We start from the raw sequence: 25,150 nt of genomic DNA on the forward strand, positions 1-25,150 counted from the left end.
CGATGCTTACGACTGACACCTTTTTTGGCGGCGCGCCCGAGGTGAACGCCTCGGCCCCCGGACGTGTCAACCTGCTGGGCGAGCACACCGATTACAACGACGGCTTCATGCTACCGGCCGCCACGCCGCAGCGCACGCTGGTGGCGATGAGCCGCAGCGGCGACGACCATTTCCACTTCTATTCGCCGACCTTCGACGCGACCGTCACCTTCGCCCGCGACGGCAGCGCGCCGCAGGGCTACGGCAGCTATATCGAAGGCTGCATCCGCCTGGTGCAGGCCGAGGGCATCGAGGTGCCGCCGCTGCGCATTTATGTCGAGACCAACCTGCCGGTCGGCTCCGGCCTGTCGTCCTCGGCCGCGCTGGAGGTGGCGACCCTGCGCGCGCTGCGCGCGCTGCTCGGCTTCGAGCTCGACGACGTCAGGCTGGCGCAGATCGCCCAGCGCGCCGAGATCGAGTACGCGCACGTGAATTGCGGGATCATGGACCAGATGGCGTCCAGCCTGGCCGACCAGGAAACCATGCTCTTCATCGACGCCCGTTCGCTCGAGCACCGGCTGGTGCCGCTGCCGCCGGATGCCGAAGTGATCGTGATCGACTCGGGCGTGGCGCGCAAGCTGGCGGCCAGCAAGTACAACGAGCGCCGCGCCGAGTGCGAGGAAGCGGCGCGCAGGCTGGGCGTGCCGGCGCTGCGCGACGTCACCGACCCCGGCTCCGTGGAAGGCCTGCCGTCGCCGCTGCGCGAGCGGGCGCGCCACGTGGTGCAGGAAAACCTGCGCGTGCTGGAAGCCGCCGGCGGCGTGAGCGCCGAGCGCTTCGGCGAACTGATGAATGCGTCGCACTTCAGCCTGCGCGACGACTACGAAGTATCGATCCCCGAGCTCGACGAGCTGTGCGCTGCCTTGCGCGCGGCGCCGGGCGTGCTCGGGGCGCGCCTGACCGGCGCCGGTTTCGGCGGCGCCTGCGTGGCCCTGTGCCGGGCCGGACAGGCGCAAGAAGCCGCCGCCATCGCGCTGGCGGCCTACAACAAGCATGGACGACAGGGCCGGATCCTGGTTCCGGTTCCGACTGACAGAAAGGACAACAATGAATCAGTTTGAATATCCCCGTCCCCAGCTGGTGCGCGACCAGTGGCTGAACCTGAACGGCAAGTGGCGCTTCTGCTTCGACGACGAAGGCCGCTACAGCATGCCGGAAGGCGTCGCCGAATGGACCCATGAGATCACCGTGCCCTTCGCGGTGGAAACCGAAATGAGCGGCATCCAGGACACCGGTTTCCACCGGGTGGTCTGGTACGAGCGCGACTTCGAGATGATGCCCAACGGCTCCCGCACCATCCTGCATTTCGGCGCGGTCGACTACATCGCGCGGGTGTGGGTCAATGGCCAGCTGGTGGCCGAGCACGAGGGCGGGCATACCCCGTTCTCGGCGGACATCACCGGCGCCATGAAGGCCGACGGCAAGCAGACCGTCACCGTGTGGGTCGAGGACGACCCGGCCGACCTGGCCAAGCCGCGCGGCAAGCAGGACTGGCTGCTCGAACCGCATTCGATCTGGTATCCGCGCACCACCGGGATCTGGCAGACCGTGTGGGTGGAACAGGTGGCCCAGACCTACATCGCCTCGCTGCGCTGGACCCCGATCTTCGAAACCTACGAGATCGGCTGCGAGGTGTTTGCCGCCGGCGACATCCAGCAGGAACTGTTCGTCGAGGTCAAGATCTGGCACGGCGAGCAATTGCTTGCGGACGATTACTACAAGCTGCTGGCCGGCGAGGCGAACCGCAAGATCGCGCTGTCCGACCCCGGTATCGACGATTCGCGCAACGAGATCTTGTGGAGTCCGGAACGCCCGACCCTGCTCGACGCCGAGGTCACCCTGCGCTGTGGCGACGTGGTGCTGGACCGCATCCGCTCGTACACGGCGCTGCGCTCGGTCTCGATCAACCGCGACCGCTTCATGCTCAATGGCCGTCCCTACCAGCTGCGCCTGGTGCTCGACCAGGGCTACTGGCCGGAATCCTTCATGACGGCGCCCTCCGACCAGCACCTGAAGCGCGACGTCGAACTGGTCAAGCTGATGGGCTTCAACGGCGTGCGCAAGCACCAGAAAATCGAAGACCCGCGCTTCCTGTACTGGGCCGACCGCCTGGGCCTGCTGGTGTGGGAAGAGATGCCCTCGGCCTACCGCTTCAGCTCGCGGGCCATCACGCGCATGGTGCGCGAATGGACCGAGGCGATCCAGCGCGACTACAGCCATCCCTGCATCATCGTGTGGGTGGCCTTCAACGAGTCCTGGGGCGTACCGAACCTGACCCTGACCCAGGCCCACCGCAACGCGGTGGAGGCCTTGTACCACCTGACGCGCACCCTCGATTCCACGCGCCCGGTGATCGGTAACGACGGCTGGGAAGCCTCGGCCACCGACATCCTCGGCATCCACGACTACGATGCCGATCCGGAAAAGCTGCAGGCGCGCTATGCGGTCACCGATCCGGTGCGCACCCTGTTCGATCAACGGCGTCCGGGCGGCCGCATCCTGACCCTGGACGGCTTCCCGCACCGCGGCCAGCCGATCGTGCTGACCGAGTTCGGCGGCATCGCCTACGACCAGAAGCAGGATCCGGAAGCGGACAAGACCACCTGGGGCTACACCCGCGCGCACACCTCGGAAAGCTTCCTGGTCTCGTACCGGCGCCTGCTGCAGGTGGTGAACGAAACCTTCATGTTCAGTGGTTTCTGCTACACCCAGTTCACCGACACCTTCCAGGAGGCGAACGGGCTGCTGAACGCGGACCGCACGCCGAAGCTGCCGCTGGAAATCATCAGCGCGGCCACGCGCAACGTCAGCCTGCAGCCGCGCGATCCGGAGGAAACGGGCGATCCGGCCATGCCGGCGGGGACGCAGTCGCATCCCTGAACGGCCGGGGCCCTCGCGGCCCCTTGCCGCGCCCGGAGGCATGAGCGGAGGGATGAGCGGAGGCATGCGCGGAGGCGCGGGGTGACCCACGGCCACCTAGAACGGCCCCGTCTGTCGTACGACCTTCGTCGGCGGCAGGCGGGGCCCTTGTACCTTGCGCAGCGAGGGGGCGCGGCCGCCTGGCTTGACCGGACGGATGCACGCTGCCGAGCGCTAACGGTGGATGGCGCCGCCGTCCACGTGCACCCGGTCGCCGCTGCGGAAGTCGGGAATGCTGTCCTGGGTGAGCACCTGGGTGCTGCCGTCGTCCATGCGCACGGTGATGCGGTAGGCCTCGCTGGAACCGGTGGCACCGGCCGCGCCGCTGCTGCCGGCGGCGCCGGTGGCGGCGGCCGCCCTGGGCACGGTCTCGATGGCCAGCACGGTGCTGTTCGGCGTCCTCATGGCGCCTTGCTTGAGCTCGGCCTGGGCTTGTCCGCTGCTGCCGGTGGCGCCGCTGCTGCCGCTCGCGCCCATGGCCCCGCTGCTGCCCGGGCTACCGCTGGTGCCGGCGCCGTAGTCGCCCTTGTCGCCAGCACCCGCCTGGGCGCTGGCGGTCGAGCTGCCCAGGGTGCCGCCGCCGGTCTCGCCGGCCGCATCGCTGCTCTGCATGCCCTTGCAGCCGGACAGGGCCAGCGCCACCGCCAGCATGCCCGCCAGGACCACGCTCTGTTGTCTTCCATTCATGATCTTGCTCCTTGTTCTTTGGGTTCAGTGGGTGCGTGACGATGCAGCGTGCCACGCTGTTAAGAGGCACGAACTCGGCAGGCGTTCCAGCTGGCTCGGGTTGGAGCGGGACTGGATCAAGAAGAAGGCGAACGCACGGAACTCGGTCCGCGCATCCGGATCACTGTTGTGGTACGGCTGCGGCCTTCGGCAGGCAGACGGCGAGGAGAGTGGAAGCGATGGTGGCGGCGCTCACGTCGATCATCCAGTCGCGGATGTCGCCCGAGCGGTAGGGCAGGAAGCTCTGCACCATTTCGTCGAAGGCGCCCATCAGGGCGATCGCCAGCACGGCCTTGAGCGCGCGGGCGGCGGTGTTGCCGCTGCTGCCCAGGAACCACAGGATCGCCAGGAAAGCATAGGTCAGGCCGTGCAGCACCAGGCCCGTCAGGTACAGGCCGACCTCGGCGCGGGCGCCCGGGATGGAGCCGGCGATGACCACGCCGGCAAACAGGACGAGCGCGATCGAGCGGAAGGCAAGCCGGTACTTCGGATCGTGCAGGAACGGGAGCAGGGCAGGCAGGGCAGGCATGGCGGGCGTGGCGGGCAGGACAATAAAACGCCTAGCTTAGCACGCCGTCCAGCCTGTTGCCCACGCTGCCAGCACTCAAATAGTCAGTGCGGAAACGCCGTTATCGTAGTGGGCGTCGAAGCAGGCTTCGCAGTCCGCGCAGAACAGATGGGCCATGCGCACGCTGCTCTGGCGCAGCACGAGCTTGAGATGGGTGTGCCGGCACTTCGGGCAGACTTCGCGCACGTTGCCGAAGGTCAGCAAATTGAGTGGCACAGTGTCGCCGTCGAGCTGGTCGACCACGACATGCGGATTCAGTTCACTAAGGATGAGATCGCCAGCCTGGTGATGGCGCCGGCCAGGCGTAGGGTCGTTTCCGGGCGAAGGCGATGGGGTGTGGGTGGCACGTAGATTCATAGGACAAGCTCCCTGTATCGTTTCGTCGACGCCGTTCCTGTCTGCTACTGATGAGAGAATCGGGAGGGCGAGCTTCATGATAGCCAAATCGGGAGCGGCTTCAAGCTATACCGCAACTTTTTTTCCGCATGTTTCTCATCAGCAGAAAAAAATGCCCGCCAGCAAACGGCGGGCACAACCCAAGATCGGGCCAAGAGACGCGTAAGCGGTTGGTGTGCTGCGCCCCTGGCGCACCACACCTGCTGCAATCACGCATATCGGTTGCGTGTACTGCAGGTGAGTTCAAGTATAGGGATGGATTGTGACCAATCCATGACCAGCATCAAACGTGCGGAAGTCGACGAGAACCAAATCTAAGGTATACGGTCGAGCTGTGAGGGCGGTCGGGGACCCATTGCCGGCAGCCGCACCCGTAGGCTTGGCGGCTACGCCGCCGACGCGCTCGAGCAGGGTACGAGGCCCAGGAATGCAGGACGTGGCGGCCATCCACCGCGTTGGAAAAACACGCTGCGCAACCCAGCCTCATCGGCTTGGCCACACGCCAGAGCAAAAAAAAGCCCGCATTGCGCGGGCTTGAAGACTATTTTCTTGGAGGAGAATAGTGGAGACAGGTGCCATTATGTTGCGTCGCCGAATATGCGTCCAATTTAGAATACGGATACCAGACATTCGATTCGGAAATATCTTACAGGCACCTCACACGCGCCTACCCACGCTCCTCCATATTTTCCTACTCGCGTACCGGCACCGTGTAGTTCAGCGCCATCCGGCCGCCGTCGGCGTACAGGGTCTGCCCGGTCATGTAGGAAGCATCCTCGCTGGCCAGGAAAGCGCAGATCGAGGCGATTTCCTCCGGCTCGCCACAGCGCCCCAGCGGGGTGCGCGACAGGATGGTGCGGCGCGCCTCCGGGCTGCCGAGCACGGCCTGCTTGGCCAGTTCGGTCAGGATCGTGCCGGGGCCAATGGCGTTCACGCGGATGCCGTACTGGGCCAGGCTGATCGAGGCGACGCGGGTCAGCTGGTTGACGCCGCCTTTGGACACGACATAGGGCACCTGGTTCGGGATGGTCAGCTCGGCGTTGACGCTGGACATGTTGATGATGCAGCCGCCTTCGCCGCGCTTCACCATCTCGCGCGCCACGGCCTGGCTGCACAGGAACATGGATTTCAGATTGATGCGCAGCACGCGGTCGAAGTCTTCCTCCTGCAGGTCGAGAAAGTCCGCGGCGTGGGTCACGCCGGCATTATTGACCAGGACGTCGACGCGCCCAAAAGCGTCCAGGGTGGCCTGCAGCAAGGCGTCGACCTCGGCCTTCTGGCTGACGTCGGCGCGGAAGAAGCGCGCAGCGTCGCCCAGCCGGGCGGCGGCCTCGGCGCCTTCCGGGCGCAGGTCGGCCAGCATGACGCGCGCGCCTTCCTGCACCAGGCGCTGGGCGCAGGCCAGCCCGATACCCTGGCTGGCCCCGGTGACGATGGCGATCTTCTGTTGGAGTTTCATGGCGGCCTTTCGCAGTGTCGGAAAGCCGCCATTGTACATAGTAGACACTTCAGAGCATCAGCGGCTTGTCAGGCAATTCGTTCGGCCGGGCGCCCTCGGCAGGGAAATGCTGGCGCAGCAGCGCGTTGACCTGGCCGATGGCGTCCAGGCTAGCTTCGTGGAACTTGCCCTGCTTAAAACCGTCCGTCATCGTGCGGCAGACGGCCTGCCAGGTGGCGTGGTCGATCTTGCGGTCGATACCGCGGTCGGCCACGATGTCGACCTTGTGCTCGGCCAGGTTCACGTAGATCAGCACGCCGCAATTGTCCTCGGTGTCCCACACGCCGCAGTCGGCGAACAGGGCGATGGCGCGCTGGCGGTTGGTGACGCCGTCCCAGGCGCAGTCGAAGGGCAGGGCGCGTTCGACCACCAGGCGCACTTCGCCGCGGTGGGTCTGCTCGCCTGCCGTGATGGCGTCGGCGATCGCCTTCAGGGTGTCGTCGGGGAAGGCGCGCTTGGCCTCGGCCTTGCTGCTGCTGAGGTGGCGCCATGCCCGGCTCAGTTTTTCTCCAAAGCTCATTACCAATCTCCCGAAGCGCCGCCGCCGTCGAAACTGCCTCCGCCGCCGGAAAATCCGCCGCCCCCGAAACCACCGCCGCCGCCGAATCCCCCGCCGCCGCCGCCGCGGCCCATGCCGCCAATGATGTTGCCGAGGATGAAGCCGGTCGTGGCGCTGCCCAGGCCGCTATGACCCCAGCCCGGCGCCAGGCGCGAGCGGCGGCGCGGGCGGAACATCGAACGCAGCAGCATGAAGCCGAACACGATCGCCATGATGCCGAACAGCGAGAAGCCGCCGCCATCGTCCGCCGCCTGGCGCTGCGGCAGCTGTTGCTGCGGCGGTGCGGGGAAGGCTTCCTTGTCGAGCAGGGTGGCGATGGCGCCCGCGCCGGCCACCAGGCCCTCGTAATAATGGTTCTGGCGGAAGTGCGGGGCGATCACGTCCTGCAGGATGCGTTTCGATTGCGCATCGGTAAGCACACCTTGCACGCCGCGGCCGGCCTCGATGCGCAGGCGCCGCAGCGCGCTCGGGTTGTCGCGCGCCACCAGCAGCAGCACGCCGTCGTCCACGCCCTTGCGGCCCAGCTTCCAGGCGTCGGCGACGCGGATGCCGTACTGTTCGATCGCTTCCGGTTCCGTGGATTTGACCAGCAGGACCACGATCTGGCTCCCGGTCTTGGTCTCGTACTCGGCCAGTACCGCTTCCAGGCGCTGGCGCTGGGTCGCATCCAGCATGCCGGCCTGGTCGGTGACGCGTGCGCCCAGCGGCGGCACTTCCTTGAGCTGCGCGAAGGCCGGGCCGGCCAGCGCCAGCATCAACGCCAGTGCCAAGAGATGGGCCAGGGCCCGGACGGTGCGCAGCGGGCTTCGCATCTTACTTGCCGAAGTCCACGGTTGGCGCGGTCGAGATCGCTTTTTCGTTCTCGACGGTGAACGAAGGCTTGGTCTCGTAGCCGAACACCATGGCGGTGAGGTTGTTCGGGAACTTGCGCACCGTGACGTTGTAGTCTTGCACCGCCGCGATGTAGCGCTGGCGCGCCACGGTGATGCGGTTTTCCGTGCCTTCCAGCTGCGACTGCAGGTCGCGGAAGCTGGTGTCGGCCTTCAGGTCCGGGTATTTCTCGGACACGGCCATCAGGCGCGACAGGGCGCCGGACAGTTCGCCTTGCACCTGCTGGAACTTCTGGAAGGCTTCCGGGTTGTTCAGCACTTCGGGCGTGATCTGGAAGCTGGTCGCGGCGGCCCGGGCGCGCGTCACGGCCTCGAGGGTTTCGCGCTCGTGCGAGGCATAGCCCTTGACGGTATTGACCAGGTTCGGAATCAGGTCGGCGCGGCGCTGGTACTGGTTCACCACTTCGCCCCAGGCCGCCTTGGTGGCTTCGTCCTTGGTCTGGAAATCGTTATAGCCGCAGCCGGTGAGCAGGGTGCCGGCCATCACGAGAAGGCCGAGGAACCGGGTCCAGCGGGAAAGGAGGGAGTGCGTCATGATGGCTTTGTCCATACAAGTTGTTGAATAGTCAAAATATACATGAAACAAACACAGGCTGGCGCGTCCTGCCGTCTGCGGATGAAGCCGCGATGGCTGCCGGGTACAATATTGGGTTTGCAATGACATCCCAACAAGAGGCCCGACGTGAATTTCATCAATAAACTTTCCGCAGCTTGGACCCGCAACAATTCGCTGCTGTGCGTCGGGCTGGATCCGGATCTGTCGCGCTTTCCAGCCCACTTGCAGGGCCAGCCGGACGCCATCGTCCAGTTCTGCAAGGCCATCATCGACGCCACCGCCGACCTGGCCTGCGCCTTCAAGCCGCAGATCGCCTACTTCGCGGCGCTGGGCGCCGAGGACCAGCTGGAGGAAATCTGCCGCTACCTGCGCACGACCTATCCGCACATCCCGCTGGTGCTGGACGCCAAGCGCGGCGACATCGGCGCCACCGCGCATCAGTACGCGCGCGAAGCCTTCGACCGTTATGGCGCGGATGCGGTGACCGTGAATCCTTACATGGGCTTCGATTCGGTCGAGCCCTACATGGACTGGGCGGACCGCGGCGTGATCGTGCTGTGCCGCACCTCGAACGCGGGCGGCTCGGACCTGCAGTTCCTGGACGTGGGCGGGCAGCCGCTGTACCAGCACGTGGCGCGCCTGGTGGCCGAGAAATGGAACCGCAACGGACAGTGCGCGCTGGTGGTGGGGGCGACCTTCCCGGAAGAGATCGCGCAGGTACGCAAGCTGGTGGGGGACATGCCGCTGCTCATTCCTGGCGTCGGCGCGCAGGGCGGGGACGTGGAGGCGACCGTCAAGGCGGGGCGCACGGCGGATGGGGCCGGGATGATGATCAATTCGTCGCGGGCGATCCTGTATGCGCAGCCGCTGGCGGGTGAAGACTTCGCGGCGGCGGCGAGGAGGGTGGCGATGGAAACGCGGGATGCGATCAATGCGGCGCGGGGCTGATCCAGTGTGAGAGGTGCCACGACGGAACTTGGGTCCCCGCGAAGGCGCACTGCTGTCCGGGATAATTTCACCTAGCTGAAAATCGTCATCCCCGCGAAGGCGGGGACCCAAGTTTGCGTGAGTAGCTACAACAAACGTTAACAACCTGCAACGAACTTGGGTTCCCGCCTTCGCGGGAAGTCGTAGGCGCCGGTGGCGCGTATGACGAGCTAACGGTTAAAATTTGCTCCCGGCAGCACAAATATTGCTAATTCTGCTACAAACCCTCTGCAAAGGCAGAGGTATCGCTTATCCCGGACAGCAGTGCGCGAAGGCGGGGACCCGAGTTCGTTGAACAGCCACTACCTGGATCAGTACCTCGCCGGCGCCACCATCTCCACATAATCATACAGCGCCCCCAGGATCTCCTCGGCCCGCTCATCGGCCGTCTCCGACAGCGCATCGATCTCCCCGAACAGCTGGTCCACCGTCCTGGCTCCCGCCGCCCCGTCGAACAGGCGCGCAGCGCGGTGGTCTTCCCAGCGCTGCTGCTCCTGCTCCGACAAGGTCTGCGGGAAGTTGCGGGCGCGGTAGCGGAACAGCAGTTCGCTCAGGCGCTCGTCCTCGAAGCTGGGACGCTGGCCCGCCAGCGCCGCCGGTGATTCCCGGCGCAGCGATTCCAGCTTGCGGCGGTCGCCGGTGCTGACAAAGCCGCCGTACAGGTCCTCGTCCACGTCCACCTCGGCCGCCGACGCGGGCTTCTGGAATACCTGCGCCCACACGGCCTTCATGTCGCGCCCGCCGGCCGCCAGCGCGGCATGCGCGCGGCCGCGCTCCAGGTCGATCTCCCAGCGGGCCGCCAGGGCCGGACTCAGGGTCTTGAGGTTCCCGACCAGCATCGGCGACTTGTTCAGGTGCACGCTCTTGATCGGCAGGCGCGTCATCCCCTCGGGCATGTCGGCGCTGCGCGTAAACATGCGGGTGCGGATCGTCTCCACGTCGAGCGTGAACAGCTCGGACGGGTCGTGGCGGCAGTCCCAGACCAGGATCTCGTTCTTGTTGGTCGGATGCTGGGCCAGGGGCCAGACCAGGCCCAGGCAGCCATACTCCACCGGGAACATGCCCGAGACGTGCAGGAAGGGCTGGCGCTGGGACGGGTCCAGGTGCAGCCCCATCTCGGCCGCCACCCGGTCCTTGCGGCGCAGTTCCAGGCAGAAGTCGAACAGACGCGGCTGCTTGGCGCGGATCAGGCGCGCCAGCGCGATGGTGGCGCGCACGTCGGACAAGGCGTCGTGCGCGGCGTCGTGCGACAGGCCGTTGGCGGCGGTCAAGTGCTCCAGGCGGAAGCTTGGCTTGCCGTCCTCGCGGCGCGGCCACTCGATGCCCTCGGGGCGCAACGCGTACACCATGCGCACCACGTCGAGCAGGTCCCAGCGCCCGCAATTGTTCTGCCACTCGCGCGCGTAAGGGTCGATCAGGTTGCGCCAGAACAGGAAGCGGGTCACCTCGTCGTCGAAGCGGATCGTGTTGTAGCCGACGCCGACCGTGCCCGGTTCGCTGAAGGCGGCTTCGATGGCCTGCGCGAATTCGTGCTCGGGCACGCCTTGTTCCAAACAATGCTGGGGCGTGATGCCGGTGATCAGGCAGGACTGCGGGTCGGGCAGGAAATCGTTGGCCGGCTGGCAGTACAGCATGATCGGCTCGCCGATCTCGTTCAGCTCGGCATCCGTGCGGATGGCGGCGAACTGGGCCGGGCGGTCGCGGCGCGGCGTGGCGCCAAAGGTTTCGTAGTCGTGCCAGAGAAAAGTATGCGTGCTCATGCGTGTTCTTGTTGTGTTGTGCGGTCCGGCGCCATGGTGGCACAGTTCGCGCGCGCCGTCAGCCGGTCAGAAGCATACCCGGTCGCGGCCGGCTTCCTTGGCGCGGTAGAGCGCGGCATCGGCGGTGGCGACCAAGGCGCGCTCGTCCTCGCCCGGCGCGAGGCTGGCGACGCCGAAGGAACCGGTCATGTGGGGCAGGGGCAGGCGCATGTCCGGGAATACCACCGCTTCGCGCAGGCGCTGGCACAGGCGCTCGGCCACCATGGTGGCAAGCTGGGCGCTGGTATCCGGCAGCACCGCCATCATTTCCTCGCCACCATAGCGCACGGCAAAGTCGGAAGGACGCAGCGCGCTGCGGATCACGCTGGCGGCGGTGGCCAAGGCGGCGTCGCCGGCCACGTGGCCGTGGGTGTCGTTGAAGCGCTTGAAGTGGTCGAGGTCGATCATCACCAGCGACAGCGGGCTGCCGTCCTGGCTGGCGCGCGCCACCAGCTTGGGCAGCATCTCGTTCAGCCAGGCGCGGTTGTACAGGCCGGTCAGGCCGTCGTTGAGCGAGAGCTGGCGGTAGAACTCGCCCAGCTTCTGGCGCCGGCGCAGGAGGGCGTTGGCGGCGCGGATGCGGAAGGACAGCAGGCGCAGCAGGTTGCGCGCCAGGACGTTGGAGCGGTCGATCAGTTCCCACACCAGTTCCGGCTCGACGATCAGGAGTTCGCTGTCCTCGACCGCGGTCATGGCGGCCAGGTTGACGGCGTCGTCCAGTACCGCCTGTTCGCCCGCGCTCTCGCCCGGCAGGATGCGGCTGGTGCCGCTGTCGTCGCCCGCATGGGCGTCGGGCGCGACTTCCAGCTGGCCGGACAGCACGATATACAGCCGCGCCCGGCCGCCGTCGGCGATGCGGCGGCCGCGCGCCGCCCGCACCACCGCGCAGGATGCCAATGCGGCGGCCACGGCGGGATCGAATTCGCCGCGGAACAACTGCAGGTCGCGGGCGGTGTAGCGGGAAGCACCGAAGGTGCCGATGTGTTCCAAGTGATCCTCGAGCTGTCTAGACGTCCTTACAATCAAGGAATAATAACGCATTGCAACTGCGCTGCGGTGGGTGGCGTTTCATAAACAACAGTGGTCCAATAGCGCTTATGACAACGTTGATTCCCTACCCGAGCGACGCCCTGGGCGTCCAGCACCCGCCCGCGCCCGGGGCGCGCATCGTTTCCCTGGTGCCTTCGATCACCGAGCTGCTGTGCGACCTGGGCCTGGCGCCCCAGCTGGTCGGCCGCACGGGTTTTTGCATCCACCCGCGCGACACGGTGGCCGCGATCCCCAAAGTGGGCGGTACCAAGGATGTGAATATCGAGAAGATCCGCAAGCTGGCGCCGACCCATGTGATCGTCAATATTGACGAAAATGAAAAACCCACTGTGGACCGGCTGGCCGAGTTCGTGCCGCACATCGTGGTCACCCACCCCCTGGTCCCGCACGACAACCTGGCGCTGGCGCGCCTGGTGGGCGGCGTCTTCGGCGTGGCGGACCGGGCCGAAGCCTGGTGCGCGGACTTCGAACGCGAGCTGGCGCTGCTGCGCGCGCGGCCGCCGGGCCCGCCGCGCACGGTGCTGTACTGCATCTGGCAAGACCCCTGGATGAGTATTTCGAAGGACACGTATATCGCCGCGATGCTGGCCGAGCTCGGCTGGCGGATCCCGGACCTGGGCGGTGCACGCTATCCCTGCTTCGACTGGTCGGAACAGCTGGTCGGCCAGCTCGACGCGGTGCTGCTGTCGACCGAGCCCTACCGCTTTACGGAGGCGCATGCGGATGCGCTCGAAAAGCAGATCGGCATTCCGGTATTGCTGGTCGATGGCGAGATGATGTCGTGGTACGGCAGCCGCGCCCTGGCGGGCCTGCGTTATTTACGTGAACTGAGCTACGCGAACTGAGGACGATGCTGGAGGGCGGGAACGCCTAGCGCACGCCGGGGAGGCGTGCGCTGGGAGAGGGATCAGGAATCCGTCAGGTGCTTGTCGGACAGTGGATCGTCGACGACCGGGGAGGTGTGCTTGTTCTTGTCTTGCAGGCGGCCGAGGGCGCTGTCGAGCGCACGCGCCAGCTTGCCGCCCGCATTTTGCACCGCCTGGTGCAAATCGGCCGCGTGCTCGTGCACGACCACGGGCGCATAGCCGGCGACACGCGCTTCCATCATGCAGGACTGGCCGCCGTCGGCTTTCTTTTCCTTGACTTCATTACTCAGGTGCACGTCGACACGGGTGACCTGATCGCTGAAACGTCCAATGGAGGAGTTCACGACGTTTTCCACGTGCTCGTCCAGGCCTTGGTGCTTGTCGATGGTGTTGTCGGTATTGACATTGATTTGCATGAGTTTGCTCCTGTTGTCACGTTGATTACATCTTACACGCGCCTGTGAATTCGCCGCGCCCGCTCCGCGCAAGCCATGCGCCGCAGGGACGTTGTATTTTCTCGACTGCAACAATTCGTGAGTCTTCGCAAGTTTTTGATTCATACAATAAGCGCTTTCACTTGAGCGCTAACATGGCAAACGTATTCAGGCATCCCGGCACCGGACGCGAGGCAATCGTCGACGCCCGTTGCGTGCCATGCGTCCTGCTCGCGAGCGTTGCCTACCTGGGGTACAAGGGGCTCTGGGCGCATGCCCTGATGGGCGGCCTCATCCTCCTGGTCCCCGTCTTCCTGTGCTGCGCTTCCCTGCTGAGTTTCACCTTGCCGCTCGTCTCGGTCGCCTACGCGATCGTTATCCAGGATCTCCTGGCCGCCGACTACCTCGACCGCGGCTGGGTCGAGATCGGCCGGGCCGGACATTAAGGCGCTCCGGCGCAGCTCCCTCTCTCCGAAAGACCACCGTGTTATCCAATCTGAAAATCGGCACCCGTCTCGCGCTTTGCTTCGGGATCGTGACCGCGCTCATGCTCGTCATCTCGGCTCTCGCACTCAGCCGGCTAGGCACTACCGCCGGCGCCGTCGACGCCGCCACCGCGATCCGGCAAGATCAGCTTGCACCGCTCTACGAGATCCGCGAATCGCTGGCGCAGACCGGCATTACGGCCCGCAACAGCTTCATCGTGCAGGACGAAGCCCAGGCCCGGGGCGAGCTGGCCATGCTCGACCAGCAGCGCCAGGCCTACCTGGGGCGGCTCGACGCGCTGGAGCCGGTGCTGGGCGGCAGGCCGGAGTTCGACAAGGCCAGCAAGGGGCTGCGCCAGATGGCCAAGGAGCTGGCGCGCCCGCGCCAGTTCCGCGAAAGCGGCCGGATGGAGGCCTTCTCGGCCTTCCTGATCAACGAGTGCAGCCCCTTGCGCCGCCAGATCGTGGCGGACCTCGACTTGGCCATCAAGGCGATCGAGACCGACATGAACCAGGCCGGCGACAACATCGCCACGGTGGCGGCCCAGTCGCGCTGGATCCTGGTTGCCATCTCGGCGCTGGCCCTGCTCACGGCCGCCACCCTGGCCGTGATCGTCACCATCAGCGTCACCCGTCCGATTGCCCGTGCCTGCGCCTTCGCCGAGGCGGTCGAGCGCGGCGATCTGACCGTGCAGCTGAACTCGCGCGCGAAGGATGAACTGGGTTCGATGATGCGCACCCTGCACGGCATGCGGGTGGGCCTGGCCTCGATCGTGCAGGAGGTGCGCCAGGGCGCCTCGTCGATCTCGGCGGTCACCGACGAGATCGCGGGCGGCAACCGCCACCTGTCGGAACGCACGGCCTCGCAGGCGTCCTCGCTGGAACAGACCGTCGCCTCGATGGCGACCCTGACTGGCACCGTGCGCAGTAATGCCGACTCGGCCCAGGCCGCGCGCCAGGCGGCGGCAAGCGCTTCCTCCGTCGCGGCCAGCGGCGGCGAACTGATGGACAAGGTGGTCGACAAGATGAACACCATCGACGCCGCCTCGGCGCGCATCGTCGACATCATCGCAGTCATCGACGGCATCGCTTTCCAGACCAACATCCTGGCGCTCAACGCGGCGGTCGAAGCGGCGCGCGCGGGCGAGCAGGGACGGGGATTCGCGGTGGTGGCGGGCGAAGTGCGCTCGCTGGCCCAGCGTTCCGCCGTCGCCGCCCAGGAAATCAAGGCCCTGATCGGCGAATCGGTGACCGCCATCGGCCAGGGCTCGCAGCTGGTGGGCCAGGCCGGCCAGACCATGGCGCAGATCGTCGCCAACGTGAACCGGCTGGCGGGCACCATGCAGCAGATCGCGGACGCCAGCCACGACCAGGCGGGCCGCGTGCACGAGATCAACCAGGCGCTTGGCCATGTGGATGGGTTGACCCAGCAGAATGCCGCGCTGGTACAGGAAGCCGCGGCCGCGGCGCACGCGCTGCATGAGCAGTCGCAGCACCTGTCGGGTCAGGTCGGCAAGTTCCGCACCGCCCCCGCGGCCCTGTCCCTGGCCTGACAAGTCTCATTTGCGGTGCTGGCTGAAGAACTGCCACACCAGCTCATTGGCATCGACGTCGCGCGTGGTCTTCCCGATCGGCAGGCCGATATTGAACGGATCGGCGCCGGGCCAGGTATGGCCGCCGTCCTTGACCGTCACCAGCGCCACCTTGTGGCCGGCCTCGCCCTGTTCGAGGTAGCGCACCTCGGTGCCGTCGCGCTTGTCGGCATCGATCACGCGCGATTGCGCGGGCAGGGCGGCCAGGCCGTTGCGTGTCGCCCAGTAGCGCTGGCTGTCCTCGGCGGACAGGTAGCCGGTGCCGGTCGCCTTGCCGCCATAGGCCACCACCTGGTCGGCGGTGCCATGGATCAGCATCACGCCGACCTTGCCCGTTTTCTTCGATGCTTCCTCATGCTGGACCAGCGGTTCCGGCGTCGGTCCGCCCACCGAGGCCACGGCCGCGAACACGTCCGGCAAATCGGCCGCCAGGCGCAGCGCGAAGAAGCCGCCGCGCGACAGGCCGGTGGCGTACACGCGCGCCGCATCGATGCGGTAGGCCTGCTTCAGCTTCGCCAGCAGCGCCGCGGTGAAGCCGACGTCGTCGGTTCCCCCCAGGTAGGGCATGTCGAAGCCCACGTTCCAGTCCGACTTGACGCCCTGCGGGTAGACCACGATGAAGCGATGGCGGTCCGCGGTCCGGTTCATCTGGCTGTACAGCATCTGCTCGGCCATGCTCATGCCGCCGCCGTGGAAGTTGAAGACGACCGGGAAGGCGCGCTGCGGCTCGCTGTCATAGGACGCGGGGGTGTAGACGATGTACTTGCGCTTTTCTTCCTTGTGGACGAGTTTGCCGACCTGGGCGAACGCGGTGTTGGCGGCGCCCATGCAGGCGCAGGACAGGGCGAGTAAGGTGATCATGAATTTCATGGACGTGCTCCGGGTGAATGGAGCGTCCAGCTTAGCCAGGCCTTGGTGAAATCGCGGTGAAATCCGGACGGATTTCCACGCGATAGCTGGACGGGCCTGGATGGAAGGCGAGCTCCCAGCGCAGGGCCCGGGCGATGCGCGCGAGCAGGTCCTGTCCATGCGAGAAGCCCTGCACGCGCCTCGGGTCTCCCGGCCTCACGCTGTTGGCGATCACCAGGCGGCCTTCTGTCCAGGAGATGTCGAGCCGCGCCTCCGGGCCGCCGTGGAAGAGGGAGTTCCCCACGCAGTTGTTGACGAGCAGTGCGGCCAGGTGAGGGTTACCGCTGACGTCGAGCCGGGCCGGCAGGTCGATGCGCCAGCGGCTGGCGTCCCGGCCGCCTTGCTCGAGCACCCGCAGCAGGCATTGCTCGATGCACGCGCTCAGGTCGAAGGTTTCGCTGCCGACCTGCTCGGCGCGGGCCAGGGCGAACAGGACATCGACCGTGTTCCTCATCTCGGCCAGGCTCGCGCGAAGCTGCGCGGTTTCCGCGCCGCCGGGGACGGGCGCCATGGCCAGGATGTTGTTCATGATGGTGAGCGGCGTGCGCAGCTCGTGGCCGACGTCGCGCGTGAAATCGTGCTCGCGCCGGAGGGCGGCCTGCAGGGCGCTGAAGCTCGATTCCAGGCGTTCGGCCAGGTAGCCGATTTCGTCAGGACGGCCGCGCGCGCTGAAGGCGATCGCGGCGCCCGGCCGCAGGGCGCGCGCTTCGGCGGCCAGGGTCTGCAGCGGCAACACGAGGCGCCGCGCCAGCAACCAGGCCAGCAGCAGGGCCAGGCCGACCAGGCCCAGCGCCACGAAGATCAGGACGCCGCCCACGTCCTGGATCACCTTCGAGACCACCAGCAGGGGCGCGACGTCGGCCAGCAGGTAGATGCGCCTCGACCCTAGATCCAGCGCCAGCAGGTGATAGTGCCGGCCGGCGCCGGCGAACACCTCGGCGCGCCGCGCCGACGGCCCCGCCGCTTGCCGCACCACGGCGGGCAGGGCGGCATGGCTGGTGTAGATGGCGATCAGCTCGTTGCGCGCAGCGGGTAGGCTGCCGTGCAGTGCGACGTGGCGCGTCACGGCGCGCGCCTCGCGTTCCAGCAGGCGCCCGACCAGCATGTCTTCGGTGACGTAGGCGATGACGACCGCCAGGCCGGTGTAGCACAGGCAGATCAGGACCGTGAAGCCGGCCAGCGCGGAAAACAGGCCCCGCCGGATCGTCCTAGCCACCCTGGCGTACCGCGTCAAGGCCGACGGTCGGGTCCAGGTCCAGCCGGTAGCCCAGGTGCAGGACGGTGGCCAGCAGATTGCGTCCGGCGGCTTGCTCGAGCTGCTTGCGCAAGCTGTAGATGTGCGACTTGAGCGCGTCGCTGTCGGGCGGATCGTCGCCCCACAGCGTCCGCACCAGGCTCGAGCGCGCCACCGCTTGCGGGTGTTCCCTGCACAGCTGGAGCAGGATCTTGAACCCGGTCTGGGTCAGCGCCAGCGGTGTGTCTCCGTACAGGGCCCGTTTTTCGCGGGGCAGCAGGGTCAGGGGACCGAGCCGCAGCTCCTGGCGCAGGTGCAGCTGGCCGCGCCGCGCCAGCGCCTCGCAGCGCAGGGCGAGCTCGCGCAGGTCGAAGGGCTTGGTGAGATAGTCGTCGGCGCCGTCGCGGAAGCCGCGCGCCTTGTCCTCGAAGGCGTCGCGCGCGGTCAGCATCAGCACCGGCAGGTTGCTGGGGGCCTGCGCCTTGATCGCCCGGCAGACTTCCAGGCCGTCGATGTCGGGCAGGTTGAGGTCGAGCAGCACCACGTCGTAGGCGTTGCGGGTGGCCAGCTCGATGGCGAGGCGGCCGTTGTCCGCATGGTCGCACTGCCAGCGCAGGCCGTCGAGGAAGCCCGCCACCTGGCGCGCAATCGTCGGGTGGTCTTCGACCAGCAGTACGCTCAGCGAGGTTTGGTTCATCGATCGGGCAGCCGTGACAAGGGAGCCCGATTGTAACGCGGCCGCGGCGCTAGGCCCTGGTCTTTTGTCCGGCCTTGTGGTGGGGAAAGCGGTCCATTTTCGAGAGTACCGGGAACAGCAGCGCCCACAGGCCCGTGACGGCGAGGGTGGCCGCGCCGCCCAGCAGGATCGCGCGCACCAGGCCCAGCCAGCCGGCCGTCACGCCCGATTCGAACTCGCCCAGCTCGTTGGAAGCGCCGATGAACACCGCGTTCACGGCGCTGACGCGGCCGCGGATCTCGTCCGGCGTCTCGTACTGCACCAGCAGGTGGCGGATGTAGACACTGACCATGTCGCCCGCGCCCAGCAGGAACAGGGCGCCGAGGGCGACCGGGAAGCTGCCGGTCCAGCCCAGCGCCAGGGTGCACAGGCCGAACACGGCGACGCCGCCGAACATCCAGGCGCCGACGCGCCGTGTGATGGGGAAGAAGGCCAGGGCGATCGAGCACAGGGCCGCGCCGGCGCCGGGCGCGGTGCGCAGCAGGCCCAGGCCGGTCGGGCCAACCTGCAGCACGTCGTGGGCGTAGGCGGGGAGCAGGGCGGTGGCGCCGCCGAACAGCACCGCGAACAGGTCGAGCGAGATCGCGCCCAGCACGATCGGGCGCGAACGCACGAAGCGCAGGCCTTCGAGCAGGGTATGCCAGCTGACCGGCGCCTTGTTCACGGTCTGCTGCACGCTGCGCGTCGCCGACATCAGCAGCACCGCCAGCGCCAGCAGGCAGCTCGACGTCATGTGCACCGTCTGCGGGCCGAACACGTAGAGCAGGCCGCCGATGATCGGGCCGGCGATCACGGCCACGTGGAAGGTCGAGGAGCCGAGCGCCACGGCCTGGCTGAAGTCGCGGTCAGGCACCAGGTTCTTCAGCACCGCCTGCGAGGCCGGCATCATGAAGGCGCGCGCGCTGCCGAACAATACCAGGATCGCGAACACCGGCCACACCACCTTGCTGCCGCTGGCCGTGAAGGCCACCAGCATCAGGCTGCACAGGAGCTGGGCGGCCATGCAGGCCACCACGATGAGGCGGCGGTTATAACGGTCGGCCACGTGGCCGGCCCACAGGATCAGGACCAGGAAAGGCGCGAACTGCGCCAGGCCGATGAGACCGAGGTCGAACAGGCTGCCGGTGATCTGGTAGACCTGCCAGCCGATCGCGACGCTTTGCATCTGGACCGCGAGGGTGCCGAGGAAGCGCGCGGACAGGTAGAAAGAGAGGTTGCGGTTGCGCAGGACGGCGAGGGACATGGAGCGTGCGGAGATGGCGGGACGAACCTGCCATTCTGCACGAAACCACCACTGCGCGCCGGCCCTACGCCAAATCCGCTTCCGACGTAAACGCGTCGGCGTAGAACTCCTCCGCCGGCAGCCCGCACTTCTCCGAATAATCGCTGCGCGCCGAATCGACCATGATGGGCGCGCCGCAGGCGTACACCTGCCAGCCCGACAGGTCCGGAATGTCCTGCATCACGGCCGCGTGCACGAAGCCGGTGCGGCCCTGCCAGTCATCCTCGGGCAAGGCGTCCGACACCACCGGCACGTAGCGGAAGTCCGGCAGCGTGGTTTCCCAGGCGCGGCACAGCTCGTCCATGTACAGGTCCTGTGGACGGCGGCCGCCCCAGTACAAGCGCACGGGACGCTCGGACTTCAGGTGCATCAGGTGCTCGACCAGCGCCTTGACCGGCGCGAAGCCGGTGCCGGAAGCCAGCAGCACGATCGGCTTGCTGGATTCCTCGCGCAGGAAGAAGGTGCCGAGCGGGCCTTCGAAGCGCAGGATGTCGCGTTCCTTCATGGCGCCGAACACGTGGTCGGTGAACAGGCCGCCCGGCAGGTGGCGGATGTGCAGCTCGAGCGGGCCTTCGAAGGAGGGCGCGTTGCCGATGCTGTAGGCGCGGCGCTTGCCGTCCTTGAGCAGGAACTCGATGTACTGGCCGGCGCGGTAGGCCAGCGCCTCGTTGGCCGGCAGCTGCAGGGTGACGATGGCGACGTCCGGCGCGGCCTTGCGAATGCCCGCGATCCGGGTCGGCATCTTGCGCACCGGGTAATCGCTGCTGCCGCCCACCTCGCGCGCCTCGATCACGAGGTCGCCCTGCGGCACGGCGCAGCAGAACAGCGACACGCCCTGGGCCTTTTCGAGCTCGCTCAAGGCGCGCTCCTGGTGCGGCTTGTGGCCGACGGCGCCCTCGAGCACCTTGCCCTTGCACGAGCCGCAGGCGCCGTTCTTGCAGCCGTAGGGCAAGCCGATGCCGGCGCGGATGGCGGCGGCGAGGACGGTTTCGTCGTCCTCGCAGGTGAACTGGTGGCCGCTCGGCTGGACGGTAACTTGGTAGGTCATGCGATGTCGTCGGTTATGCGCCTGCTGGTGCAAGCTGTTGATCTGATGGGCTTTTATAGGTAAGGGCGCTATTTTACACCGGCCCCGCCGGGGCCGGGGGACGCCTCCCGCGACGCTGTGCTAGAGTACCGGGCCTTGCTCAGTCCTCACGTGTCCCGACGCTCCGCCATGACCCAGCCTCCTGTCTTCGACCGTCCACGCCTGCTCATCGTCGGCTGCGGCGATGTGGGCATGCGCCTGCTGCCGCTGCTGCGCGGGCGCTTCCGCGTGTTTGCCCTGACCAGCCAGCCGGAGCGCCGCGCCGCGCTGCGTGCCGCCGGGGCGGTGCCGGTGGTGGCCGACCTCGACCGCCCGCATACGCTGGCGCGCCTGCACGGCCTGGCACCCTGGGTGCTGCACCTGGCGCCGCCCCAGCAGGACGGGCCTCAGGACCTGCGCACACGCCGCCTGGTCGCCGCGCTCGGCGGCGTGACGCGCATGGTCTACGTCAGCACCAGCGGGGTCTATGGCGATTGCGGCGGCGTCCTGGTGGACGAGCGGCGCCCGGTGGCGCCGCGCAATGCGCGCGCCCGGCGCCGGGTCGATGCCGAGCGCGTGCTGCGCGCCTGGGCCATGGCCAGCGGCGCCCGGCTGGCGATCCTGCGCGTGCCGGGCATTTACGCCCAGGACCGGCTGCCGCTCAAGCGCCTGGAGCAGGGCACGCCGGCCTTGCGCGCGGAAGAGGACGTGTACACCAGCCATGTGCACGCGGACGACCTGGCGCGAATCGCCATCGGGGCGCTGGTGCACGGCCGGCCGGGCAGGGTCTATCATGCGGTGGACGATACGCGCATGAAGATGGGCGAGTATTTCGACGCGGTGGCCGACGCCTTCGGCATGGCGCGCCCGCCGCGTTTGCCGCGCAGCGAGCTGGAGACGGTGGTGTCGCCAGTGCTGCTGTCCTTCATGTCCGAATCGCGCCGGCTGGACAACACGCGCATGAAGCGCGAGCTGCGCGTGCGCCTGCGCTATCCCGACGTGGCCACGGCGCTGCGGCTGGCCGTACAATGACGGCCCCGACGGAGAAACCACGATGATGACCTACGAAGAATACCTGGACGAAGTCACGACCCTGATCGCCGAAAAATACAATCTCGACGATGCCGCCGCGATCAAGATCGTGGTCGACGCCCAGAGCGCCGGCTACTTCGTGGCCCACGACGACAAGCCCGCCATGCGCACCCTCGACCGCGCCCACGCCGACGCCCGCAGCTTGTACCAGGCCAGCGCCTTCGCCAAGCCGGGCCGCCGCAAGTAACGGGCAGGCGCACGCCGGCTTTCGTTCCACCTCTCATTCTCGGCGCCACCATCGTGCTGCGCATGCGCGAGGCCAGCGGCTAGCGCATCCGCGAACTGCGCGCCCTGATGCCGAAGGCCGAGGGCGGGCACGCGCCTGCTTGGGACCAAAAAAATCCGCGGGCGGCGCGGCGGAAGCTGTCCGCCGTACCGGCCGCGGGAGGATGGGCGAATCAGGCCCCGAGCACCGCTTTGCCTGGCGAGGCGCACCAGGCGGTCTGGTTCGCCGTGGCCAGGGCCTTGCCCGGAGCGGCGCACCATGCGGTCTTCACGGCGTCGGCCAGGACCTTGCCGGGCGACGCGCACCATGCGGTATCGCTGCCCTTGGCCAGGGCCCTGCCCGGCGCGGCGCACCACGCGCTGTCACTGCCTTGCGCAGCCTGCTTGCCCGGCGCGGCGCACCAGGCCGGATCGCCGGCTTCGAGCCGCGGCTTGCCGGGAGCGGCGCACCAGGCTTCCTGGCCGCTCGAGACCACGCCGAATTCGGCGGCGACCAGTTCGCGCATGCGTTCGCCCGCGCGTACCTGTTCGCCCTCGACGGCCCGCTCGCCGATGCCGACGTACGGATAGTGATGCAGGAAGTAGCCGAACGCCTGCGCGCAGTCGCGTGCGTACTTCATGGTGTCGAGGATGTGGTAGTGCCAGAAGGTGTCGACGTCGACCGTCGGCGATGCCTGCTCGTCGGGGTATTTCTTCATCAGGAACAGGAAACGCCGGTATTCCGCTTCGACAGCGTTGGCGCGCACTTCGGACCAGCCTTCGCCGGATTCCACGTGCATGAGTTTCATCTTGATCGGTGTGAGGTCAAGTGCTTCAAAAGCTGCAAATTCAGTTTTCGTCGACATCGTGTTCACCTCTATTGTCAGTATTTTGATGGTGGGTACTGCGGATCCCTGTTGTTGGTTGAAGCGGTACGGCGATAGTCCTCCTGCATGCGTGGATGTGAAACAAGACCAGACGGCGTCTTGATGGGTGACAGCGATAATCATTTTCCTGCGGGCAGTCAGTGGAACTGTTGAGCTTGCTCAAGCAATAACAGCTGTGTTTTTTAAACCACAACTTCCTGCAGGAATTATTTGTCTGCTAAGCGGCAACCGCCTCTGCGTCCGCGCGGGCGAGGCCGCCGTCCAGCACGCTGGGGCCGGTCACCGGGATCGTGACCACGATGGTGGTCCCGGTCTCGGGGCCGCTGCTGACGGAGAACGAACCGCCCAGGATGCCGACTCTTTCCTCGATCCCGACCAGGCCGAAGGAGCCGTTGCGGTTGCGGCAGCCCGGCTGCATGCCGACGCCGTTGTCGCGGATGGTCATGGTGAGCATGTCGGCGTGCCGGCGCAGGTCGATCCAAACCCGGGTGGCATGCGCATGGCGCGCCACGTTGTTGAGCGATTCCTGCAGGATGCGAAAGAAGGCGGTGGCGCAGTGGTCGTCGATGCGGTAGTCGCCGTCGTCGTCGAGCAGCTCGCAGGCGATGCCGGTGCGTCGCGAGAAATCCGCCACCTGCCAGTCGACCGCCGCGCTCAGGCCGAGGTCGAGCACGTTGGGGCGCAGGTCGTTGATGATCTGGCGCACGCTGCGGATGGTGACGTCGATCTGGCGCACCGTGGCGTCGGCGCGCGCATGCAGGCGCCGGTGTCCGCCGCGGGTGCGGTTGGCCAGGAACTCGGCCTCGATCTTGAGCGCCAGCAGGCTCTGGGCCAGGTCGTCGTGGATCTCGCGGGCGATGCGCTTGCGTTCGCCTTCCTTGATCTGCTCCGCGTGCGCCGCCAGCATGCGCAGTTTCTCGTGGCTGGCCTGGAGCTTGGCCTGGCTGGCGCGCAGCTCGCGCGTCATGTCCTCGGCCATGCGCAGCGCATTGCGGCGCGAGAAGGCCATGGTCTGGAACAGGGCGTAGAGCAGGGCCGTGCTCATCCCGCCGGCGAAGCCGGCCAGCCACGGGTAGTACATGTCGAAGCTGGTGTACAGGGCGGAGCGGGCGATGCTGAAGTCGGCCCGCCACAGGCGCTGGTTGAACTCGATCGGCAGGCTGGTCGACATCACGCTGTCGTCGTCCGGCGGCAAGGGCGGGTGGAGATGCTCGGCCGTGGCCAGGCTGTCGTAGAGGACGGCGCGCGGCGGCGCCTCGCCCGGCTCCGGCGGCACTTCGGTGAGGTCGGTCAGCACCAGGCGCGTGCCCTTGACCGGGAATTCGTCCAGGATGCCGCCCACCAGCCGGGCCACGCTGAAGCCGATGCCGGCCGAGCCCATGTAGGCCTGGCGCCGTTCCGCCACGGTGCCGGTCGGCATGCCGCTGCGATACACCGGCAGGCGCAGCGCCTGGCTGCTCTGGTTCGGCCCGGGCTGGAGGGCGATGCGCGTGCCCGAGGCGCTCAGCACGTTGGCGTCGCGCGCGTGGGCCAGCACCTGGCGCGTGTAGCCGCGCGCTTCCAGGTCCATGCCGAGCTTTTCCAGGGAAGGCTTGAGGCGCGGCTCGATGTAGAGCAGCACCGTGTAGCTGTCGCGGCCGGGCAGCGGCACCAGGGGCGGGGCGTCGCCGCGGATGCCGAGCGCTCGCATGCGCCCGCGCAGCTCGCGGTCGATGTCAGCCAGGCCCGCGGGGTCGACGGTGCGCGCATAGTTGATGACCTCGATGCCGGGAAAGTTGGTGGCGATGTCGAGCTGGTTGACGTATTCGTGGAATTCGTCGGCGCTGGTGTATTCCGTGGCGCGGAACAGCCCGGCCGTGCCGCGCAGCACATCGCTGTAACTCTTGATACGGGCGTCGATCGTGTACTGGGCGGCGCGCGCCATGGTGCGGAAGCGGGCGACGGCGTCGCTCTCGATGGCTTGCGAGGTGGCGTAATGGGCGCCCGCGCCGACCACCAGCGACAGGAGTGTTCCTGTCAGCACGGTCGCCGGATTGGCGAACAATCCGGCAGGGTGGCGGTCTGGCATCATCGGGTGGGCCTCGCAACGGAACAGTTACTTAATGCGCGTCAATATTGTTACGCTAAGCAATGTCGTCGGAGCTGATACCTATCAAATCCGATAGGTTTTGCAGAAATACAACGGTTATTGTCTTTTCTGTACGGCCGTGCGGTGGTATAGAGCGGTTTCGCACGCGAGTGCTTGGGCGGAGCAGAAAAAAAGGCGCTGTCACCGCTGCGTGTGGAATTTGAACTGTCGAGCTTTGTCGGAATCCAAATCGCATTCTCACCGACCAGTGGAGCAGCGATGGAAACGAAACGCTTTGGCAGGTGGCT

Annotated in this window: 25 protein-coding genes; 8 read left to right on the forward strand and 17 right to left on the reverse strand. The window is 67.1% G+C overall.

Annotated features, from left to right (window positions below; translation table 11 throughout):
- The first annotated feature begins 2 nt into the window (after positions 1–2).
- Together galK and V7778_RS10360 are read left to right on the forward strand one after the other, a co-directional pair.
- Positions 3–1,100, forward strand: coding sequence for a galactokinase (gene galK / locus V7778_RS10355; protein ID WP_335554870.1), 1,098 nt, complete (start codon positions 3–5; stop codon positions 1,098–1,100).
- Positions 1,087–2,919: a glycoside hydrolase family 2 protein gene (locus V7778_RS10360; protein WP_229429153.1), complete on the forward strand. Its 1,833-nt coding sequence runs from the start codon at positions 1,087–1,089 to the stop codon at positions 2,917–2,919. Before galK ends, V7778_RS10360 begins: the two co-directional genes overlap by 14 nt.
- Positions 2,920–3,132: 213 nt before the next feature.
- On the opposite strand, the gene V7778_RS10365 is transcribed toward V7778_RS10360, so the two are convergent.
- The 7 genes from V7778_RS10365 to V7778_RS10395 all read right to left on the reverse strand — a co-directional run bounded on the left by V7778_RS10365 (position 3,133) and on the right by V7778_RS10395 (position 8,130).
- On the reverse strand, positions 3,133–3,645 hold the full coding sequence (locus V7778_RS10365) for a hypothetical protein (protein WP_335554873.1): 513 nt from the start codon (positions 3,643–3,645) through the stop codon (positions 3,133–3,135).
- A 160-nt stretch (positions 3,646–3,805) separates the two neighbouring features.
- Positions 3,806–4,213 carry a VanZ family protein gene (locus tag V7778_RS10370; RefSeq protein WP_335554874.1) on the reverse strand — a complete coding sequence of 136 codons (408 nt, stop codon included), beginning with the start codon at positions 4,211–4,213 and terminating at the stop codon, positions 3,806–3,808.
- Between the two features lie 75 nt (positions 4,214–4,288).
- Positions 4,289–4,687: a hypothetical protein gene (locus V7778_RS10375; RefSeq protein WP_335554876.1), complete on the reverse strand. Its 399-nt coding sequence runs from the start codon at positions 4,685–4,687 to the stop codon at positions 4,289–4,291.
- A 652-nt stretch (positions 4,688–5,339) separates the two neighbouring features.
- A complete protein-coding gene (locus V7778_RS10380) occupies positions 5,340–6,107 on the reverse strand; it encodes an SDR family NAD(P)-dependent oxidoreductase (RefSeq protein WP_335554879.1) in 768 nt (255 codons plus the stop codon).
- Between the two features lie 49 nt (positions 6,108–6,156).
- Complete coding sequence (locus V7778_RS10385; RefSeq protein WP_335554881.1) at positions 6,157–6,666, reverse strand: TPM domain-containing protein; 510 nt, start codon at positions 6,664–6,666, stop codon at positions 6,157–6,159.
- On the reverse strand, positions 6,666–7,517 hold the full coding sequence (locus V7778_RS10390; RefSeq protein ID WP_335554882.1) for a TPM domain-containing protein: 852 nt from the start codon (positions 7,515–7,517) through the stop codon (positions 6,666–6,668). Before V7778_RS10390 ends, V7778_RS10385 begins: the two co-directional genes overlap by 1 nt.
- 1 nt (position 7,518) lies before the next feature.
- Entirely contained in the window at positions 7,519–8,130 is a 612-nt protein-coding gene (locus V7778_RS10395; protein ID WP_335554884.1) for a LemA family protein, read from the reverse strand.
- 147 nt (positions 8,131–8,277) lie between these two features.
- Between V7778_RS10395 and pyrF the strand changes: the two genes are divergently transcribed.
- On the forward strand, positions 8,278–9,099 hold the full coding sequence (gene pyrF, locus V7778_RS10400; protein ID WP_335554886.1) for an orotidine-5'-phosphate decarboxylase: 822 nt from the start codon (positions 8,278–8,280) through the stop codon (positions 9,097–9,099).
- Positions 9,100–9,449: 350 nt separating this feature from the next.
- On the opposite strand, the gene sbcB is transcribed toward pyrF, so the two are convergent.
- Both sbcB and V7778_RS10410 read right to left on the reverse strand, forming a co-directional pair.
- Positions 9,450–10,898, reverse strand: a complete 1,449-nt coding sequence (sbcB, locus tag V7778_RS10405) for an exodeoxyribonuclease I (protein WP_335554888.1) — start codon at positions 10,896–10,898, stop codon at positions 9,450–9,452.
- A gap of 66 nt (positions 10,899–10,964) precedes the next feature.
- Positions 10,965–11,927: a diguanylate cyclase gene (locus V7778_RS10410; protein ID WP_335554890.1), complete on the reverse strand. Its 963-nt coding sequence runs from the start codon at positions 11,925–11,927 to the stop codon at positions 10,965–10,967.
- Between the two features lie 107 nt (positions 11,928–12,034).
- On the opposite strand from V7778_RS10410, the gene V7778_RS10415 reads away from it, so the two are divergent.
- On the forward strand, positions 12,035–12,832 hold the full coding sequence (locus V7778_RS10415; protein ID WP_335554892.1) for a helical backbone metal receptor: 798 nt from the start codon (positions 12,035–12,037) through the stop codon (positions 12,830–12,832).
- A gap of 62 nt (positions 12,833–12,894) precedes the next feature.
- Here the strand turns inward: V7778_RS10415 and V7778_RS10420 are convergent, their stop codons facing one another.
- A complete protein-coding gene (locus V7778_RS10420) occupies positions 12,895–13,269 on the reverse strand; it encodes an HPF/RaiA family ribosome-associated protein (RefSeq protein ID WP_335554894.1) in 375 nt (124 codons plus the stop codon).
- A 173-nt stretch (positions 13,270–13,442) separates the two neighbouring features.
- Between V7778_RS10420 and V7778_RS10425 the strand changes: the two genes are divergently transcribed.
- Both V7778_RS10425 and V7778_RS10430 read left to right on the forward strand, forming a co-directional pair.
- Positions 13,443–13,733 carry a hypothetical protein gene (locus V7778_RS10425; protein ID WP_335554896.1) on the forward strand — a complete coding sequence of 97 codons (291 nt, stop codon included), beginning with the start codon at positions 13,443–13,445 and terminating at the stop codon, positions 13,731–13,733.
- A 38-nt stretch (positions 13,734–13,771) separates the two neighbouring features.
- Entirely contained in the window at positions 13,772–15,325 is a 1,554-nt protein-coding gene (locus tag V7778_RS10430) for a methyl-accepting chemotaxis protein (RefSeq protein ID WP_335554898.1), read from the forward strand.
- Positions 15,326–15,331: 6 nt separating this feature from the next.
- On the opposite strand, the gene V7778_RS10435 is transcribed toward V7778_RS10430, so the two are convergent.
- The 5 genes from V7778_RS10435 to V7778_RS10455 all read right to left on the reverse strand — a co-directional run bounded on the left by V7778_RS10435 (position 15,332) and on the right by V7778_RS10455 (position 20,573).
- Complete coding sequence (locus V7778_RS10435; RefSeq protein ID WP_335554900.1) at positions 15,332–16,234, reverse strand: extracellular catalytic domain type 1 short-chain-length polyhydroxyalkanoate depolymerase; 903 nt, start codon at positions 16,232–16,234, stop codon at positions 15,332–15,334.
- Between the two features lie 31 nt (positions 16,235–16,265).
- Positions 16,266–17,489: a sensor histidine kinase gene (locus V7778_RS10440; protein ID WP_335554902.1), complete on the reverse strand. Its 1,224-nt coding sequence runs from the start codon at positions 17,487–17,489 to the stop codon at positions 16,266–16,268.
- Positions 17,482–18,204, reverse strand: a complete 723-nt coding sequence (locus V7778_RS10445) for a response regulator transcription factor (protein ID WP_335554903.1) — start codon at positions 18,202–18,204, stop codon at positions 17,482–17,484. Before V7778_RS10445 ends, V7778_RS10440 begins: the two co-directional genes overlap by 8 nt.
- A gap of 49 nt (positions 18,205–18,253) precedes the next feature.
- The gene (locus tag V7778_RS10450) at positions 18,254–19,486 is read right to left on the reverse strand and encodes an MFS transporter (RefSeq protein ID WP_335554905.1); all 1,233 of its coding nucleotides are present in this window, start codon (positions 19,484–19,486) and stop codon (positions 18,254–18,256) included.
- Between the two features lie 64 nt (positions 19,487–19,550).
- Positions 19,551–20,573, reverse strand: a complete 1,023-nt coding sequence (locus tag V7778_RS10455) for a CDP-6-deoxy-delta-3,4-glucoseen reductase (RefSeq protein ID WP_335554907.1) — start codon at positions 20,571–20,573, stop codon at positions 19,551–19,553.
- Positions 20,574–20,741: 168 nt separating this feature from the next.
- Here V7778_RS10455 and V7778_RS10460 point away from each other — a divergent pair, with 168 nt between their 5' ends.
- Together V7778_RS10460 and V7778_RS10465 are read left to right on the forward strand one after the other, a co-directional pair.
- Positions 20,742–21,623 carry an NAD-dependent epimerase/dehydratase family protein gene (locus V7778_RS10460; RefSeq protein WP_335554909.1) on the forward strand — a complete coding sequence of 294 codons (882 nt, stop codon included), beginning with the start codon at positions 20,742–20,744 and terminating at the stop codon, positions 21,621–21,623.
- A 25-nt stretch (positions 21,624–21,648) separates the two neighbouring features.
- Positions 21,649–21,870 (forward strand): hypothetical protein, encoded by a 222-nt coding sequence (locus V7778_RS10465; protein ID WP_335554914.1) that lies wholly within the window; start codon positions 21,649–21,651, stop codon positions 21,868–21,870.
- A gap of 211 nt (positions 21,871–22,081) precedes the next feature.
- On the opposite strand, the gene V7778_RS10470 is transcribed toward V7778_RS10465, so the two are convergent.
- Both V7778_RS10470 and V7778_RS10475 read right to left on the reverse strand, forming a co-directional pair.
- Positions 22,082–22,696 (reverse strand): glycine-rich domain-containing protein, encoded by a 615-nt coding sequence (locus V7778_RS10470; protein WP_335554911.1) that lies wholly within the window; start codon positions 22,694–22,696, stop codon positions 22,082–22,084.
- A 295-nt stretch (positions 22,697–22,991) separates the two neighbouring features.
- On the reverse strand, positions 22,992–24,845 hold the full coding sequence (locus V7778_RS10475) for a sensor histidine kinase (RefSeq protein ID WP_335554912.1): 1,854 nt from the start codon (positions 24,843–24,845) through the stop codon (positions 22,992–22,994).
- Positions 24,846–25,150 lie beyond the last annotated feature (305 nt).

It is taken from the genome of Massilia sp. DD77, from assembly GCF_036961685.1.
In the GTDB taxonomy this organism is placed as follows: Bacteria; Pseudomonadota; Gammaproteobacteria; order Burkholderiales; family Burkholderiaceae_D; genus Telluria.